Origin of the sequence: Enterobacter cloacae complex sp. GYL001, from assembly GCF_049237125.1 — a bacterium.
Classification (GTDB): domain Bacteria; phylum Pseudomonadota; class Gammaproteobacteria; order Enterobacterales; family Enterobacteriaceae; genus Enterobacter; species Enterobacter hormaechei_C.
Genome location: NZ_JBMKGW010000003.1, coordinates 330,668 through 346,122, shown reverse-complemented (window position 1 = coordinate 346,122; position 15,455 = coordinate 330,668). Strand labels below are relative to the sequence as shown.

The following is a 15,455-nucleotide window of genomic DNA, read 5'->3' as shown; positions in this document are numbered from 1 at the left end:
TACAGGAGGCAGGTATGGTCTTTTTGATCAGTGATGAAGTTAAGCCTAAAAATGGTGGTCCAGGCATGATCGTCACCGGGTATTCCAGCGGAATGGTGGAGTGTCGGTGGCATGATGGATACGGCATTAAGCGGGAGGCTTTTCGCGAAGACGAGCTTCAGCCTGCTAATAAAAGGCAAAAACGCGACAAGGCTTAATCACACAACGCCCGGCCTTGCCGGGCGTTTTTACTGGCAGAAGACTTATCATATCGGATGGTGAGCGACAATCAGGGAGTGTGTGTGCAGCACGATACCTTTGTTGTAAAACAATCTTTTTTGCAGTGGCTGCATAAGCGTAGCAATCCCCGTTTGATTGTTAACTTCTGTTTTATCGTTGTCCTGATCTTTTCCACCCTCCTGACCTGGCGCGAAGTTGTGGTACTGGAAGATGCTTATATCTCCAGCCAGCGTAACCATCTGGAAACGGTTGCCAGTGCGCTGGACAGACAGCTTCAGTTCAGCGTCGATAAGATATTGTTTTTTCGCCACAGCATGCGTGATGCGCTGGAAACGCCGCTGGCGTTTGGCGTGCTGCATGATGCGGTAAAGCGTTTTGCGCATTTGCGCACGTCCCCCAGCTGGCAAATTGCGGTTGATAAACAGCGCACGTTACCGATCAACGGTGTTTCGGATGCCTTCGTTGAAAAGACGACCCTTCTGAACCGTGATGATGAGTACCTTAATAATGAACTGTCCGCCGCGCTTGAAGTGGGGTATTTGCTGCGTCTGGCATCCAGCCCTTCCCGCAACGAAGAGCGCGTGATTTATGTCTCTCGCGCCGGATTCTTTCTGGAAACGGATACGCCGGGAAATTCCAGCGATATCGTGCAGCGCTATTACCATCTGGTCACTCAGCCCTGGTTTACCCAACAGTCCGAGCGTGAAAACCGTGCGCGTGCCGTGCGCTGGTTTATCTCGCCGCCTTCCACCTTTGTCGGCAAAAAGCCGCTGATCACCGCCAGCGTGCCGGTTTATTACAATCACGTCTGGTATGGCGTGGTGGCGATGGATTTCACCTTTGCCACCCTGCGTCGCCTGCTGGTGGAAGCCGTGGGCGATAACCCGGAAGGGGAATACCAACTGTATGACAGTCGGCTTACTCAGCTTGCAACGTCTGAATCACCGGCTGCGGACGTTAATCATTTTGACGCGCGCGAATTAGCGCAGATAGCGCACGCGATAGAATCGGATTCCGAAGGCGGCATTCGCCTGGGGAGTCGTTTTGTCAGCTGGGAGCGTCTCGACCATTTTGATGGCATCGTCCTGCGCGTGCACACCCTGGATGAAGGGGTGCGCGGTGATTTCGGCAGCATCAGCATTGTGCTGGCATTGCTTTGGGCGCTGTTCACCGCGATGCTGCTCATCTCATGGCTGGTGATCCGGCGCATGGTCAGTAATATGTATTCGATGCAGAACTCGCTGCAATGGCAGGCCTGGCACGACCCTCTGACCCGGCTGAATAATCGTGGGTCGCTGTTCGAGCAGGCGAAAATGCTGGCGAAGCAGTGTGAACAGCAGTCGCTGCCTTTCTCGGTCATTCAGATCGATCTTGATTGCTTCAAGAGCATCAATGATCGGTTCGGGCATCAGGCGGGTGATAAGGTGTTGTCCCATGCCGCGGGTCTGATTGCCAGCACCCTCCGGACTAAAGATATTGCCGGACGCGTCGGGGGCGAAGAGTTCTGTGTGGTGCTGCCGGGCATGACGCTTGAAGAGGCGGCGGAAGTCGCAGAGCAGATCCGCGAGCGTATCGACAGCAAAGAGATCCTGATTAAGAAAAGTACCACCCTGCGCGTAAGTGCGTCGTTTGGCGTCTCTGGCGCGCAGGAGAAGAGCAATTATCACTTCGAAAATCTGCAATCCACCGCCGATGCGCGTCTGTATGAGGCGAAACAGCGCGGGCGTAACCGGGTCATCTGGCAGGATCACGTCAAAAAGTAATCAAGCCCCTCGCACCAGCCGGTCGGCCCGGTGTGCTGAGTGTGATAAACCCGGGCGGGATCGTTGTTCTTAAGGCTGACGCCCTCCCGGTTGAAGCCTTTCACCACGACGGCAAAGCCTACGCTGTCCAGCAGCGGGGCATCATTCGGGCCGTCGCCCAGGCCCAGCGTCGTCGGTTCGGAACCCTCGTGCAGGCGATACTGGTCCACAAGCCAGTGAACCGCCGCGTCTTTGCCGCAGCAGGTGTCCAGGATATGCCAGAAGCGTGCTCCCTGGACAATCTTCAGCCCCTGCCGGGCGAGTTCGGCGGCAAAGCGTTCCATTTGTTCATCACTGTCACGCCAGATCAGCGTCACGGAAGCCTCGTGTTTACGCGCAAGCACTGAGCGGGGACGACTCAGCCCAGTCCATTCGGCGACCACGCGCTCGTCCACGTCATCGAAGGTGGTGAATTTAAGATGCATCTCCTGGCGTACCCGGGCAATACACTGCCGGATATCGTCATGCTTCTTTTCTGAGATGAACCGTGCGGCGTTTTCCCACCGTACGTCAGGCTGGATCACCGCGCCGTTTTCCGCAATATAGGGCAACCCGCCAAGCCCCAGCTCCTGCTGGATGTCATCCATCTCGGACGCGGTTTTGCTGCTGCACAGAATGACCGGTACCTGTTCATCCATTAACTTTTCCAGCCAGGGGGACGCAGGCTGCCAGTCGAGTGTGTGAAAATCCAACAGCGTACCGTCGAGGTCGGTAAAAACAAGCAGAGTCTCCTCAAACGAAGGCATAACGTCTCCCGGGTGATGATTTCACCTAAGATAAATCTTAAAAAAACAGGCATTGACGCGCCGTTGAAGTGGAAACGATCCCGACAAACCCACACGCGGCGCATGTTTATACTCATAACCAAAATTCACATGTATAAAATATAATATTCGCTAAGAGAATATATGCTTGTAAGACTATTCCGTTGGGGATAATGTCTTACCTGCATCAGATTTCCTGGTGTAACGAATTTACAAGTGCTTCTTGCATAAGCAAGTTTGATCCCGGTCATCCCCATGACCGGGATTTTTTTCGCCTTAGCGGTTCGTCTCCGAGACGCTAAAGTCATGGATATCCAGCTCGAATGCTTCAGCCAGTTCACGGTAGGTATGGTAATCCCTACCATTGACCACGACACGGTCGGAATTATCCTCCGCGCGATGAACTTCGGACTCACTGATTTCATTGATGGCGGCAAGCAGGGCATCGACATCCACTTCAACCTCACGCTTAATGGTGTCGCTGTACTCTTTGTCGGTCTTCATGGCGGGTTCCTCATTTAATCGTCTCAACAGTTAAGTATAGACCGCACACAAAAACGCCATTCGCGCCAGGTGGCGATGCCAGGCAATGCAATTTGTTCTACACTGGCTCAAAACCACAGGAGGAATGTATGAAGGTCAACGATCGGGTAACCGTCAAAACGGACGGTGGGCCGCGCCGCCCGGGCGTGGTGCTGGCTATAGAAGAGTTTAATGAAGGCACAATGTATCTGGTGTCGCTGGAAGATTACCCGCTCGGCATCTGGTTCTTCAACGAACTGGGGCACCCGGATGGGATCTTTGTGGAAACGGCGGAATAGGGCGGCGTCGGGGGCGTCTTCTCCCCGGCTCCGGCTACTGAAAAGCAAAATCTCTGGCCAGGCCAGAGATCAAGGTAGGGTACAACATGGCCGTGCAAATTAGCGCATATTAACGAAAATCCCATTCGTCACATTATCTGTCAGGCGTACGACATGGTATATGACTTGCTTATTATGCGTTTTAATTTTCCTTTTAATATTTCCTTTGTGTGACGATACTGTTTTTGCCTTGATATTCATCTGGTCTGAGATCTGAATTGTCCCTTGTCCAGCCATCCACATTCTTAGCATACTTGATTCAGTTCTGCTTAATGATAGGGTGGGTAAGTTAACCGCCCCTACATTCTTAACTTCTTTATTCAAATAATCGCCCAGGATATCATCAAGCGACTCTGGTTTAATCGATTTCGAACTGATTAATAAGTTTTTACGCACCAACAAATACTCATCGAAATGAATATTGGCGATCGCCATAAAAACAATAAACAGGGTCTTAGGATGCTGATTAATGATCTGCTTAATGTGCTGACTGTTAGCGGGGTCGTGAATGAAACAGTCCTCATTAATAAACACCACGCCGGGCTTGTGGGCGTCACAAGCGGCTGCGAGTTCTTCAACGGTGTGTGCATCGTTGATGTCTCTCTTTCTTACCCCTCTGCTTGCTAAGTACCCGGTTAACCCTAGCCGGGTGTAGCTGCATAAATCCATAATGATCGTTGACATGGCATACCCTCACTCAATGCGTAACGATAATTCACCACCTGCCTGAGAGCTCATAAACAGCCATACGGGATGGAAAAAATCTAATAAAACCTGTGAGCATGACAAAGACTTTCAGGCGAACTCACTATCCCGTAAAGTTACGTATAATTTGCCAGGAATCATCTTAAAGTAAAGTAAATATTAAGTATTGTGAGTTGGTTAGAAACATTTAAACCGCGTCAGATATATCCTGGTAGATGTTTTTCGAGATTATTTTTAGGAATATCCTCAGAAAGACATTGCAAACACTGCGGGTTATTATTTGCGTGGAAGTTCGCTGACAATATCCGCTAACAGATTGAATATCTCGCTGAATAAATGCTCGCAGAAGGGGGCGATAAGTGGCATCAATAATGACATTAATAAAAGGCCAACCGTCAAAGTCACCGGAAAGCCGATGACGAATACCGACAGCTGCGGAGCCATTCGGTTGAGTAAACCTAATGCGAGGTTAACGGTGAGCAGCAGGGTAATGATCGGCAGCGCCAGCATCAGCCCGTTGAGGAAGATCAGCCCGGCAGCCCGCACCAGCGCCAGAAACGCGTTGCTGTTTACCGGGTTGTCGCCAATCGGCAGCGTGTGGAAGGTGTCCACCAGCATCGAGATGAGCCACAGGTGGCCGTTGAACGAGAGAAACAACAGCATCGCCAGCAGGTCGATAATACGCGCCAGCACGGGCATATTCAGGTGGCTGCCCGGGTCAACGAACGTCGCGAAAGACAGGCCCATCTGCAAACCGATAAGTTCACCCGCCGTTCGTACCGCGGCGAAGGCGAGCTGCATCGTAAACCCGACCGCCACGCCAATCATCACCTGTTGCAGGGCAATCCAGATCGCATTCGGGGAAAAGATCGGGATATCCACCGTCGGCAGGGTAGGGGCAACGATAATCGTGATAACGATGCCCAGCCCAATTTTGACGCGTTTAGGCACCGACTTTTCACTGAGTATGGGGGCGGTGGAGATCAGCGCCATGATGCGCAGCATCGGCCAGAAATAGATCCCGAGCCACTGAACAAACTGATCGCTGGTGAAATGCAGCATCGTCCGTCAGCCGATGATGTAAGGCAGATTGGTGAACAGGTTGCGCATATAGTCCAGCAGCAAATTGAGCATCCATGGCCCGGCAACGATAATCGCCACGAAGACGGCAATGATCTTCGGGATGAACGACAGGGTCATTTCGTTAATCTGCGTGGCGGCCTGGAGAATACTGATAATCAGACCGGTGACCAGCGCAACCAGCAGCAGGGGCGCGGCGACGGCAATCGCGACTTTCATCGCCTCCGTGCCCATCATCATGACCGACTCAGGCGTCATTGCGCGCTCCTCAACTGTAGAAACTCTGCGCCAGCGAGCTGACCAGCAGCTGCCAGCCGTCAACCAGCACGAACAGCATGATCTTAAAGGGCAGGGCAATGGTTGCGGGCGGGACCATCATCATCCCGAGCGCCATCAGGACGCTGGCGATCACCAGGTCAATAATCAGGAACGGAATGAAAATGGTGAAGCCAATCTGGAACGCCGTTTTCAGCTCACTGGTCACATACGCCGGGAGCAGAATGCGCATCGGCACCGCTTCCGGCCCCTGTAACTCACCGGTGTTAGCGAGACGGGCAAACAGGGCCAGATCCGCTTCGCGCGTCTGGCGAAGCATAAATTCACGTAATGGCTGTGCCCCCTTTTCCAGGGCAACCTGCATGGAAATTTTATCTTCGCTGAACGGCTGGTAGGCCTCGGTGTAAATCTTGTCGATAACCGGCGACATAATGAAAAAGGTCAGGAACAGCGCTAAACCCAGCAGCACCTGATTAGGCGGCGCGGACGGCGTGCCGAGCGCGTTGCGCAGCAGGCCAAACACAATGATGATGCGGGTGAAGCTGGTCATCATCAGCAGGATCGCCGGGATAAAGGTCAGCGAGGTAATGAACACCAGCGTCTGCACGGACAGGGACCAGCTTTGTCCCCCGTTCGCCAGCGGCGTGGAAACCAGCCCCGGCAGTTGCGCATACACAGAGGGCGCGAACAGGCCCAGGCCTGTCAGCGTAAGGAATAACAAACGGCGCATCAGGATCTCCCGGGACGCTTGAGCAAACTCTTCATTACGGACTGGAAATCCGCAGTGGCCTGGGCGTTAGCCTCCACCGTGACAGGTGCAGGGGGGAGCGTGTGAAGGACGTTAATGCTGTAGGCGGTCACGCCCAGCACCAGTCGTGCATCTTCCACCTCCACAATGACCACGCGCTCGCGCGGTCCTAGCGGGGTGCTGGCGCTGACCTTCAACCCGCGGGTACCGGCCGTTTTCCCCGCCAAACCGAAACGCTTTGCCAGCCAGGCGGCGATAAGGATAAAGGCAATAATACCGAACAGCGCGCCGCTCACCTGGAGCAGCGGTGAGCCGGGTACGGCGGAGGGCGCGGACAGTGTTGCCTGGGTTTTCATACTTAACGACTCAGACGACGCATGCGTTCGGAAGGGGTAATGATGTCGGTGATACGTACGCCGTATTTATCGGCCACCACCACTACTTCGCCCTGTGCAATCAGGTAGCCGTTGATCAGAATATCCAGCGGCTCACCCGCTAAACCGTCAAGCGCCACCACGGAACCCTGCGTCAGGCGCAGCAGCTCTTTAATGGTCATGCGGGTGCGACCTAGCTCAACGGTCAGCTTGACCGGAATGTCCATAATCAGGTCGATGTCCTGCAACGTGCCGCTGACGTCGCCGCCGCCTAACTGCTGAAAGACCGCGTCTGCCGCGCTTTTCGTCGGCGTCGTTTTCTGCTCGTTTAACGCGTCAGCCCACAGATCGTCCAGTGCTCCGCTGTTTTCATCGGACGGATTGTTCATGTCACTCATTTGGGCTGTTCCTCATTCAGCGAATTCAAAATCGGGTTGATCAAGTGCTCAACGCGTAACGCATACTGGCCGTTAATCGTGCCGTACTGGCTTGTCAGCACGGGTACGCCATCCACATGGGCAATAATGCGGTCAGGTTTATCTATCGGCAAAACGTCGCCGGGTTGTAATTTAAGGATCTGCGATAACCGCATGGAGATGTCGGCGAAGTTGGCCACCAGCTCCAGCTGCGAATGCTGCACCTGACGCACCAGGTTTTCACGCCAGTTCTGATCTTCGTGACGTGAGTTCTCCAGCGGCGGGTTCACCAGCAGTTCGCGCAGCGGTTCAATCATGCTGAACGGCAGGCAGATGTTGAACTCGCCCGTCAGGTTGCCGATCTCGACGTGGAACGGGGTGTTCACGACGATGTCATTCGGGGAGGTGGTGATGTTGGTAAACTTCACCTGCATCTCGGAACGCACGTACTCGACTTCCAGCGGGTTAATCGCTTTCCACGCGTCGCTGTAGGATTCCAGCGCCAGCTTCAGCATGCGGTTAATCACACGCTGTTCGGTATGGGTAAACTCGCGGCCTTCCACTTTGGTCGGGAAACGGCCATCGCCACCGAACAGGTTATCCACCGCGATGAACACCAGGCTTGGCGAGAACACAACCAGGCCGGTACCGCGCAGCGGTTTCAGATGGATCAGGTTAAGGTTGGTTGGCACCGGCAGGTTGCGGGCAAACTCATGATACGGCTGAATGCGGATCGCACCGACGGTGATATCCGGGCTACGACGCAGCAGGTTAAACAACCCCATACGGAATTGACGTGCGAAACGTTCGTTGATGATCTCCAGCGCCTGTAAACGCTCGCGCACCACGCGACGCTGGGTATTGGGATCGTAGGGACGAATATTATCGTCGCCGGTCAGACCCGGTTTCGGTTCGTCACTTTTATCGCTGTCGCCGTTGAGCAGCGCATCGATTTCTGCCTGAGAAAGAATACTGTCGCCCATGTCGTTACCGCAGAATGAAGGCTGTATACAGAACGTCAGTGACTTCCTGCTTAGGTTGGCCGTTTACCAGTGGGGTCGCCAGCGTCTGTTTTATGGCATCGACCAGCTTTTGCTTGCCCACATCGGTGGCGAGCGCGGAGGCATCCTGACGAGAAAACAGCAGCAGCAAACGGCTACGCACTTCTGGCAGGTAGTCGTTCAGGCGTGCACGGGTCGCTTCATCTTTCAGACGCAGCGTAATACCCACGTAAAGCACGCGATCCGCATCGCCCAGGTTCACGGTGAACGTATCCAGCGGGTAGAAGACCGGCGCCGGTGGAGGCGGCGCTTCAGCTTTGGCGGCCGCGCTGGAGGGTTCCTGCTGCATACGCCAGTAACTGTAGCCTGCGGTGGCGCAGGCCGCGAGGGTAATCAACACCAGCAGCGGGATCCAGATGGAACGCTTGCTTTTTTTGGTGATAGCGGAGTCTGTCATCTGATACGAGCTTCCTGTTTCGGTACAGCTTAATACGGTGATTATCCCGTGTCCGGCTTAGGTCAAAGCGTGGAAAAGACGGGGATAATCACGTTACCTCTGGCGTTTAGGCAAAGATGTCTACGGCACGGCTGCCGCGCGCGGCGGATTGCAGGGCGGCAGGGGCAGGCAATAACTCTTCACTCTCATCGTTAAACCCGCCATGCTGGCCGGAACGCGAAGCGTGCTGTTGCTGCCCGGATGAGGACTGCTGTTGCCCGGCAAAGCCCTCGCTGCTGACGCTGCTTTGGGAAAGCTGAATGCCGTTTTCCGCAAGCTGCGTGCGCAGGATCGGCAGGGCCGCTTCCAGCGCCGCGCGGACGTGGCTGTGGGGCGAAACCATCTGCAACTGCGCCTGGTTGTCATCCAGCTTAAGCGAAATTTGCACCTGACCCAGATCCTCCGGGTGCAGACGCAGCTCTGCGGTCTGCTGTCCCTGCTTTGTGAACAGGGTGATGTGCTGGCTCAGATTCTGCTGCCATTCGTGCGTGCCCAGCGGCTGGCTTAACACCGGCGCTGTCGCAACGGTAGCGGCAGGCTGTGAAGGCGCCAGGTGACTGACGATCGGCGCCAGCGTCGCGGTTGGGCTGGCGGCAGACGACGCCGCGCTCGCTACGTCCTGCTTCTCTGCGACGGCGGCGACGGCTGGCGTAACGGCTGCCGTGGCGGGCAACGATGTGTCGCTGTCCTGAACCGGCATTTTTTCCTGACCCGTTAACGCATGGCTAAGCGGCTGATGCTGGCCGTTGTCCGTCTGGGCTAGCGCAGAGGGGAGGGCGGCACGGGGGGCGATCTCCCCGGTGCTCGCAGGCTGCGTCGCTACCGGGATGGTGGTCTGCTGGTGCGGTAACATCGCCATCAGCGCGCTTAACCCGGCCAGCTCCTCTTCCTCAGTCGTGGTCTCGCTGTTTGTTTTCGCCTCCGGCTGGGTCAGCGCCTTCAGCGCATCCGTATTCGCGGCGGGTTTCAGGCCGGAGACGAGGCTTTGCAGGGAGACGGCGGTATCTTCACCAGTCAGGGTCTCCTGACGGGAGAGCAGCTCGGCAATTTTGGCCTGGAGCGTGGTATCACCGTTTTTTTCCTTTACCGCTGTCGACAGCTTGCTGCCCGCCGCTTTCAGGTCCGCCAGCGTCAGCGGGGCATCTTTGCCTTTGCCGGTGGTCTCGGTCAGCGCGCCCGCCAGCAGAGAGAGAAAATCTTGCGCGCCCTCAGCGCCTTTTCCGGTCAGCGTGCCGCCGGACGGGTCGCTGTCGGTCATCAGCAGTTGTTGCAGTGTGATCATTCTGGTTTCCTCATTGATGCGCGCTGGGCAAACTCATCCATTTTTTTCTGATCCAGACGGTTTTCCGCCAGGGTCGAGGCTGCAATCTGCCGGTCCTGTAAGGTTTGCCAGGCCTGCAACCGCTGTTTTTTCTCGCGCCAGAAATTCAGCGCGGTATCGACTTTTTGCGTCCACTGGTTAAGCTGCTGGCGATGCTGCTCAATCGCCTTTTCCAGCGTCTGGATAAACTGCTGATAGTTAATCCAGCGCTGGCTACCAATGCCCTGCGTCATGTCGGTGTTAAGGTTGGTGCGATATTCATGCTGATAGTCGATTAACATCTTCAACTGTTCTTCAGCCTGCTGGCACCCGCGTCGCATTGCGCCAAGCTGCAATGCGGCATCATCAACTTCTTTTTCAGCCAGATCTTTCAGCGTTGATAACGCGCTGTTCTGCGCCATGACCTTCGCCCTCCACCTGTGTTACACCTGCGGGAAAATCAGCTCCAGTGCCTGGAGGGAATCTTCCCAGTCGGCGCGTTCAAAAATACCCTGTTGCAGAAATGCCTCCAGCTGCGGCCACAGGGCAATCGCTTTATCGAGCATCGGGTCGCTGCCTTTGGCGTACGCCCCGACGCTTACCAGATCGCGGTTGCGCTGGAAGCTGGAGAGCAGTTGTTTGAAGTTACGCACGCGGGCGTAGTGTTGCTCGGTGATCAAGGCCGTCATCGCACGGCTGATCGAGGCTTCAATATCAATTGCCGGATAGTGCCCGGCTTCGGCCAGACGGCGCGACAGCACGATATGGCCGTCGAGGATCGCTCGCGCGGAGTCGGCAATCGGGTCCTGCTGGTCATCGCCTTCGGTCAGTACCGTATAGAACGCGGTGATGGAGCCGCCGCCGCTGATGCCGTTCCCCGCGCGCTCAACCAACGCCGGGAGCTTGGCGAAGACCGACGGCGGGTAGCCTTTGGTCGCGGGCGGCTCGCCGATGGCCAGCGCAATCTCACGCTGCGCCATCGCGTAGCGGGTCAGGGAGTCCATAATCAGCAGCACGTGCTGGCCCCGGTCGCGGAAATCTTCCGCAATACGCGTGGCGTAGGCGGCACCCTGCATACGCAGCAGCGGCGACACGTCCGCAGGCGCGGCGATCACCACCGAGCGGGCGCGGCCCTCCGCACCCAGAATGTTTTCGATGAAATCTTTGACTTCGCGACCACGCTCACCAATCAGGCCAACCACGATAACGTCCGCCTGGGTATAACGCGCCATCATGCCGAGCAGGACCGATTTACCCACGCCGGAGCCGGCAAACAGCCCCATACGCTGGCCGCGTCCCACGGTGAGCAGGGCGTTAATCGGCCGCACGCCGGTATCCAGTACGTGCTCGATTGGCGTGCGTTGCAGCGGGTTGAAGGGTTGGGTGATCAGCGCGCCGGTTTCGGTGGTATCAGGGGAGGGCAGGCCATCGAGCGGTTTGCCGCTTCCGTCCAGCACGCGGCCCAGCAGCGCCGGACCGAGCGGGAGCTGTTTGCCGCTTTGCAGGCCGTCACCGCTGATGTTTTTCGCGTAGACGCGGGCGCCGGGCAAAATCCCTTCCACTTCTTCAAGGGGCATCAGAAACAGGCGCTGACCGTTGAACCCGACCACTTCGCTTTCCACTTCACGCGTCTCCCCCCCGTCCTGACGCTCAATCACGCAGGTGGCGCCGAGCGGAAGTTGCAGCCCAGTGGCTTCCAGGACCAGACCGGTGGCGCGCGTCAGGCGTCCATAACGACGAACGGATGGCAGCTGCGCCATCTTCGTTTCAAAATTATCGAGCGTGTTAAGCCAGCGCGTAAGGCGAGCGGTCATCAGATGACTCCCGGTGCCGCCAGGCGGCACAGTTCCTGCCAGCGGGTCGCGACGCTGGCATCCAGATCGCCCTCATCCGCCGAGACCTTACAGCCTCCGTGATGGAGCGACGGATCGCCGCGCAGCCGCCAGCCGTGCAGGCTCAGCGTCGCGCCGAGGCTCTCTTCCACGCGCTGCAAATCATCAGGATGAACGCGCAGCTGCGGTTTGCCGCTGAACAGCGGCTCCTGCTGGAGCAGGGCCTGGATCTGCTTAATCAGCGCGGCGTTATCCACTACCGGCGTCTGGCCGATTACCTGACGGGCCGCCTCCAGCGCCATCTGCATCAGGCGCGAGGCAATCACGCTGTCGAGCGCATCCAGCGTGTGCTGAAACTCGCTCACCAGCTGCTGCATGCGGGCATGCAGCGGCGCCTGCTGCTGGCGCGCCTGCTCGATGCCCTGCTCTAAACCTTTCGCCAGCCCTTCCTGATAACCCTGTGCGTGCCCGGTCTGACGGCCTTCGTTCATCCCGGCGTTGAAGCCCTGCTCGTGCGCCTGCATTTGCATCTGGGCCAGCATCTGGGCGCGCTGTTCCTCTTCACTCAGCTCGGGGATGCCCGCCCCGGCGTCGCCCTCGTCGGACGACACAACGGCAGGGGTGAACTCTGCGGTGGGAGGGGAGAGGTCGTCAGGCGTCCAGCGCTTCCACGACAGTTCATCAGACATAGGTGTCGTCTCCGCTGCCAATCACCATCTCGCCGGTTTCTGCCAGACGACGAACAATAAGCAGGATCGCTTTCTGTTCGTTTTCCACCTGAGACAAACGCACCGGGCCACGGTTGGCCAGGTCGTCGCGCAGGATATCGGCCGCACGCTGGGACATGTTGCGCAGGAATTTCTCGCGCAGCGGCTGCTCGGCGCCTTTGAGGGCGATAAGCAGCGATTCGGAGTCCACCTCCTGAAGCAGGCGCTGGATACTGCGGTCGTCCACTTCGACCAGGTTTTCGAACAGGAACATCTCGTCGATAATTTTCTGCGCCAGCTCGCCGTCGAACTCGCGTACCGCCGTAATAACCGCCTCTTCCTGCTGCGTTTTCATCAGGTTGATGATTTCCGCTGCCGTTCTCACGCCGCCCATTTTGCTGCGCTTGAGGTTCTGGCCGTCGAGCAGGTTGTTCAGCACTTCGGTCAGCTCCGCCAGCGCGGCTGGCTGGACGCCGCCGAAGGTGGCGATACGCAGCATCACGTCGTGGCGCAGGCGCTCGTCGAACAGCGCCAGAATATCGGCTGCCTGACCCCGTTTGAGGTGGACCAGAATGGTGGCGATAATCTGCGGGTGCTCGTCGCGAATAAGATCGGCGGCGCTTTGCGGCTCCATAAAGTTGAGCGTTTCGATCCCGCTGGCGGTGTCGCGCGTTTCGAGAATATCTTCCAGCAGGCTGGCGGCGCGCTCTTCGCCCAGCGCCTTAACCAGCACGGAGCGCAGGTATTCGTTGGCGTTGACGTTGAGCGCGGCAAACTGCTCTGCTTCCTGCTCAAACTCCGCCAGCACTTCTGTAAGCTGCTTGTTGGAGATCTGGCGCACGTTGGCCATCGCCGCGCTGAGGATCTGCACTTCTCGCTGGGAGAGGTGTTTAAACACTTCCGCCGCGCGATCTTCGCCAATGGTCATCAGCAGGATGACGCTCTTATCGGTGCCTGTAAGCGTATTACTCATGTTCGTTACCCATCCAACCGCGGATGACCAGCGCGACGACGCGCGGATCGTTATCTGACATTTCGCGAATGCGCTGGCTCATCACCTCTGCGCCCATACGCTGGTTAGCACGGCGCTGCTGCATCTGTTCATCTTTGCTGAGACGAACTTCAACCGCTTCTTCCTCGTCCGGACGCGCGTTCTTCTGTTCCAGCGCGGCTTTCTCGGCTTCAGCACGGCGCTGTAGCTGAGGACGAACGCCCTTACGCCACAGCAGCCACGCGACAATCAGCACCAGCAGCCAGCGGCCTGCGGACATCAGCTGATCGAAGAACGCCTGCTGTTGCCAGAACGGCAGTTCGCCACCGGTCTCATCCACCGGGTTAAACGGTGAGTTCACAACGTTGAGGGTATCGCCACGGTTTTCAGAGAAGCCCATCGCTTCGCGGGTTAAATCTTCGATCTGCTTCATCTGCTCCGCTGTGAGCGGCAGCGGTTTACCGTCGGGCAGCGTTTTGTAGTTCACCACCACGGCAACAGAGAGACGCTGAATATCGCCCGTGTTCAGTTTGGTATGGCGGATAGTCCGGTCGACTTCGTAGTTGGTCGTTTCGTTACGGCTGCTGTTACGCGGGCCGGTACTGTTCGCGGTCGAGGTCGTCTGCTGATTCGTTTGCTGACCGTTCTGCGGGTTTGCCGGCGGGGTGGAGATTGGCGCGGCGTTGGCAGGCGCAGGCTGGTTAGAGAGCGCGCCCGGCACACCGCCAGGATACTGTCCGCCGACCTGTTCCGTCTCATTGATCTGACGCGAGCGTAACACGGCGCGGGAGGCATCCCCGTTCGGGGCGTACTGCTCTTCGGTCTGTTCTTTATTCGAGAAATCAATCTGCGCTGTGACCTGCGCGTGTACGTTGCTGCTGCCGACCACCGGGCCCAGAATCGCTTCGATGCGACGCTGGAGACGGCCTTCCACATCCGCGGCGTATTTCAGCTGAGCGTCGTTGAGATCGCGCCCTGCGGTGTTGGACTGCGTCAGCAGATGACCACTCTGATCCACCAGCGTAACGTTACCCGGCGGCAGGCCGGCCACCGCACTGGAGACCAGGTGCGTGACGGCGCTGATCTGCCCTTCATCCAGCGCACGGCCAGGTTCGAGGTTAACGGTCACAGAGGCCGAAGGGGACTTTTGTTCACGGACAAACAGGGACGGCTTAGGCATCGCCAGGTGCACGCGGGCACTTTTCACCGGGCCTAAGGTTTCAATCGTACGGGCCAGCTCACCTTCCAGTGCGCGCTGATAGTTAACCTGCTCGCTGAACTGACTGATGCCGAATTTTTCCTGATCCAGCAGTTCAAACCCAACCGCGCCGCCTTTTGGCAGCCCCTGCTGGGCGAGACGCAGGCGAAGCTCGTGCACTTTATCTGCCGGTACTTCAAGCGCACCACCGTTATCGGCAAAGCGATACGGGATGTTCATCTGGGTTAACTGGGTGACGATGGCACCGCCATCCTGGTCGGAAAGGTTGCTGTAGAGCGTGCGGTAATCCGGGCTTTTTGCCCATAAGACCATCGCGACAACGATCGCAATGGCGGCAGCGCCTGCCACAATCAACGGGATCTTAGGGTTGGCGCGAAGGCGGTTCATCCACTCGAGTGATTTATTCTGTGGCGCTGTCGATGCTGCTGTCGCACTCATTGCGCACCTCTTAAATCCTGGTGGTTTACGTTATTCGTGTAGAGAAACAAAACTGACTCCCGGGTCGGCAAACACGACAAAAGTTCCATACTGATGGCCCTGCCATTATTTGATGATTCGGGATTTTCTATGCGTCAAATAACCTGGTTTTTTAACGCTATTTACCGCCATTATCTTATTGACAAGCTGTTAGTCTTGACCTCGTAAAAAACCATCCAGGGGAGAGT

18 protein-coding genes and 1 pseudogene are annotated in these 15,455 nt (G+C 56.9%); 3 read left to right on the top strand and 16 right to left on the bottom strand.

Annotation, left to right across the window (positions count from 1 at the left end):
* The first annotated feature begins 14 nt into the window (after positions 1-14).
* Together ACOTWU_RS09130 and dgcQ are read left to right on the top strand one after the other, a co-directional pair.
* Positions 15-197, top strand: a complete 183-nt coding sequence (locus ACOTWU_RS09130) for a YodC family protein (RefSeq protein ID WP_003859574.1) — start codon at positions 15-17, stop codon at positions 195-197.
* Positions 198-281: 84 nt separating this feature from the next.
* Positions 282-1,982: a cellulose biosynthesis regulator diguanylate cyclase DgcQ gene (gene dgcQ, locus ACOTWU_RS09125; RefSeq protein WP_126499119.1), complete on the top strand. Its 1,701-nt coding sequence runs from the start codon at positions 282-284 to the stop codon at positions 1,980-1,982.
* On the opposite strand, the gene ACOTWU_RS09120 is transcribed toward dgcQ, so the two are convergent.
* Complete coding sequence (locus ACOTWU_RS09120) at positions 1,967-2,767, bottom strand: mannosyl-3-phosphoglycerate phosphatase-related protein (protein WP_023294956.1); 801 nt, start codon at positions 2,765-2,767, stop codon at positions 1,967-1,969. The two genes, dgcQ and ACOTWU_RS09120, sit on opposite strands and share 16 nt — an antisense overlap.
* A 294-nt stretch (positions 2,768-3,061) precedes the next feature.
* Positions 3,062-3,289, bottom strand: a complete 228-nt coding sequence (yodD, locus tag ACOTWU_RS09115; RefSeq protein WP_017383339.1) for a YodD family peroxide/acid resistance protein — start codon at positions 3,287-3,289, stop codon at positions 3,062-3,064.
* Positions 3,290-3,417: 128 nt separating this feature from the next.
* On the opposite strand from yodD, the gene dsrB reads away from it, so the two are divergent.
* Positions 3,418-3,606: a protein DsrB gene (gene dsrB, locus ACOTWU_RS09110; protein ID WP_003859583.1), complete on the top strand. Its 189-nt coding sequence runs from the start codon at positions 3,418-3,420 to the stop codon at positions 3,604-3,606.
* 99 nt (positions 3,607-3,705) lie between these two features.
* Here the strand turns inward: dsrB and rcsA are convergent, their stop codons facing one another.
* The 14 genes and pseudogenes from rcsA to fliF all read right to left on the bottom strand — a co-directional run bounded on the left by rcsA (position 3,706) and on the right by fliF (position 15,228).
* Positions 3,706-4,329 (bottom strand): transcriptional regulator RcsA, encoded by a 624-nt coding sequence (gene rcsA, locus ACOTWU_RS09105; RefSeq protein ID WP_017383340.1) that lies wholly within the window; start codon positions 4,327-4,329, stop codon positions 3,706-3,708.
* A 290-nt stretch (positions 4,330-4,619) separates the two neighbouring features.
* Positions 4,620-5,412, bottom strand: a pseudogene (fliR, locus tag ACOTWU_RS09100) (flagellar biosynthetic protein FliR); the annotation flags it as partial.
* A gap of 6 nt (positions 5,413-5,418) precedes the next feature.
* Complete coding sequence (gene fliQ / locus ACOTWU_RS09095) at positions 5,419-5,688, bottom strand: flagellar biosynthesis protein FliQ (RefSeq protein ID WP_003859587.1); 270 nt, start codon at positions 5,686-5,688, stop codon at positions 5,419-5,421.
* 10 nt (positions 5,689-5,698) lie between these two features.
* Entirely contained in the window at positions 5,699-6,436 is a 738-nt protein-coding gene (fliP, locus tag ACOTWU_RS09090) for a flagellar type III secretion system pore protein FliP (RefSeq protein ID WP_015572437.1), read from the bottom strand.
* Complete coding sequence (gene fliO, locus ACOTWU_RS09085) at positions 6,436-6,810, bottom strand: flagellar biosynthetic protein FliO (RefSeq protein WP_252049268.1); 375 nt, start codon at positions 6,808-6,810, stop codon at positions 6,436-6,438. The genes fliP and fliO overlap by 1 nt, the downstream gene beginning before the upstream one ends.
* 2 nt (positions 6,811-6,812) lie before the next feature.
* Entirely contained in the window at positions 6,813-7,226 is a 414-nt protein-coding gene (gene fliN, locus ACOTWU_RS09080) for a flagellar motor switch protein FliN (protein ID WP_003859592.1), read from the bottom strand.
* A complete protein-coding gene (gene fliM / locus ACOTWU_RS09075; RefSeq protein WP_003859594.1) occupies positions 7,223-8,227 on the bottom strand; it encodes a flagellar motor switch protein FliM in 1,005 nt (334 codons plus the stop codon). The genes fliN and fliM overlap by 4 nt, the downstream gene beginning before the upstream one ends.
* Positions 8,228-8,231: 4 nt before the next feature.
* Entirely contained in the window at positions 8,232-8,702 is a 471-nt protein-coding gene (fliL, locus tag ACOTWU_RS09070; protein WP_003859598.1) for a flagellar basal body-associated protein FliL, read from the bottom strand.
* A 106-nt stretch (positions 8,703-8,808) separates the two neighbouring features.
* Positions 8,809-10,023, bottom strand: coding sequence for a flagellar hook length control protein FliK (fliK, locus tag ACOTWU_RS09065; RefSeq protein ID WP_126499120.1), 1,215 nt, complete (start codon positions 10,021-10,023; stop codon positions 8,809-8,811).
* Positions 10,020-10,463, bottom strand: coding sequence for a flagellar export protein FliJ (gene fliJ / locus ACOTWU_RS09060; protein ID WP_006811155.1), 444 nt, complete (start codon positions 10,461-10,463; stop codon positions 10,020-10,022). Before fliJ ends, fliK begins: the two co-directional genes overlap by 4 nt.
* A 21-nt stretch (positions 10,464-10,484) precedes the next feature.
* On the bottom strand, positions 10,485-11,855 hold the full coding sequence (gene fliI, locus ACOTWU_RS09055; RefSeq protein WP_017693144.1) for a flagellar protein export ATPase FliI: 1,371 nt from the start codon (positions 11,853-11,855) through the stop codon (positions 10,485-10,487).
* The gene (fliH, locus tag ACOTWU_RS09050; RefSeq protein ID WP_032648798.1) at positions 11,855-12,562 is read right to left on the bottom strand and encodes a flagellar assembly protein FliH; all 708 of its coding nucleotides are present in this window, start codon (positions 12,560-12,562) and stop codon (positions 11,855-11,857) included. The genes fliI and fliH overlap by 1 nt, the downstream gene beginning before the upstream one ends.
* A complete protein-coding gene (fliG, locus tag ACOTWU_RS09045; RefSeq protein WP_003859608.1) occupies positions 12,555-13,553 on the bottom strand; it encodes a flagellar motor switch protein FliG in 999 nt (332 codons plus the stop codon). Before fliG ends, fliH begins: the two co-directional genes overlap by 8 nt.
* Positions 13,546-15,228, bottom strand: a complete 1,683-nt coding sequence (gene fliF, locus ACOTWU_RS09040; protein WP_126499122.1) for a flagellar basal-body MS-ring/collar protein FliF — start codon at positions 15,226-15,228, stop codon at positions 13,546-13,548. The genes fliG and fliF overlap by 8 nt, the downstream gene beginning before the upstream one ends.
* Positions 15,229-15,455: the final 227 nt, after the last annotated feature.

Bases quoted from the DNA above. Each gene is read 5' to 3' on its own strand.
- fliF (WP_126499122.1), bottom strand. From the start codon at position 15,228: ATGAGTGCGACAGCAGCATCGACAGCGCCACAGAATAAATCACTCGAG.
- fliI (WP_017693144.1), bottom strand. From the start codon at position 11,855: ATGACCGCTCGCCTTACGCGCTGGCTTAACACGCTCGATAATTTTGAA.
- fliK (WP_126499120.1), bottom strand. From the start codon at position 10,023: ATGATCACACTGCAACAACTGCTGATGACCGACAGCGACCCGTCCGGC.
- fliJ (WP_006811155.1), bottom strand. From the start codon at position 10,463: ATGGCGCAGAACAGCGCGTTATCAACGCTGAAAGATCTGGCTGAAAAA.
- rcsA (WP_017383340.1), bottom strand. From the start codon at position 4,329: ATGTCAACGATCATTATGGATTTATGCAGCTACACCCGGCTAGGGTTA.
- dsrB (WP_003859583.1), top strand. From the start codon at position 3,418: ATGAAGGTCAACGATCGGGTAACCGTCAAAACGGACGGTGGGCCGCGC.
- yodD (WP_017383339.1), bottom strand. From the start codon at position 3,289: ATGAAGACCGACAAAGAGTACAGCGACACCATTAAGCGTGAGGTTGAA.
- ACOTWU_RS09130 (WP_003859574.1), top strand. From the start codon at position 15: ATGGTCTTTTTGATCAGTGATGAAGTTAAGCCTAAAAATGGTGGTCCA.
- ACOTWU_RS09120 (WP_023294956.1), bottom strand. From the start codon at position 2,767: ATGCCTTCGTTTGAGGAGACTCTGCTTGTTTTTACCGACCTCGACGGT.
- fliM (WP_003859594.1), bottom strand. From the start codon at position 8,227: ATGGGCGACAGTATTCTTTCTCAGGCAGAAATCGATGCGCTGCTCAAC.
- fliN (WP_003859592.1), bottom strand. From the start codon at position 7,226: ATGAGTGACATGAACAATCCGTCCGATGAAAACAGCGGAGCACTGGAC.
- fliQ (WP_003859587.1), bottom strand. From the start codon at position 5,688: ATGACGCCTGAGTCGGTCATGATGATGGGCACGGAGGCGATGAAAGTC.
- fliP (WP_015572437.1), bottom strand. From the start codon at position 6,436: ATGCGCCGTTTGTTATTCCTTACGCTGACAGGCCTGGGCCTGTTCGCG.
- fliL (WP_003859598.1), bottom strand. From the start codon at position 8,702: ATGACAGACTCCGCTATCACCAAAAAAAGCAAGCGTTCCATCTGGATC.
- fliG (WP_003859608.1), bottom strand. From the start codon at position 13,553: ATGAGTAATACGCTTACAGGCACCGATAAGAGCGTCATCCTGCTGATG.
- fliH (WP_032648798.1), bottom strand. From the start codon at position 12,562: ATGTCTGATGAACTGTCGTGGAAGCGCTGGACGCCTGACGACCTCTCC.
- fliO (WP_252049268.1), bottom strand. From the start codon at position 6,810: ATGAAAACCCAGGCAACACTGTCCGCGCCCTCCGCCGTACCCGGCTCA.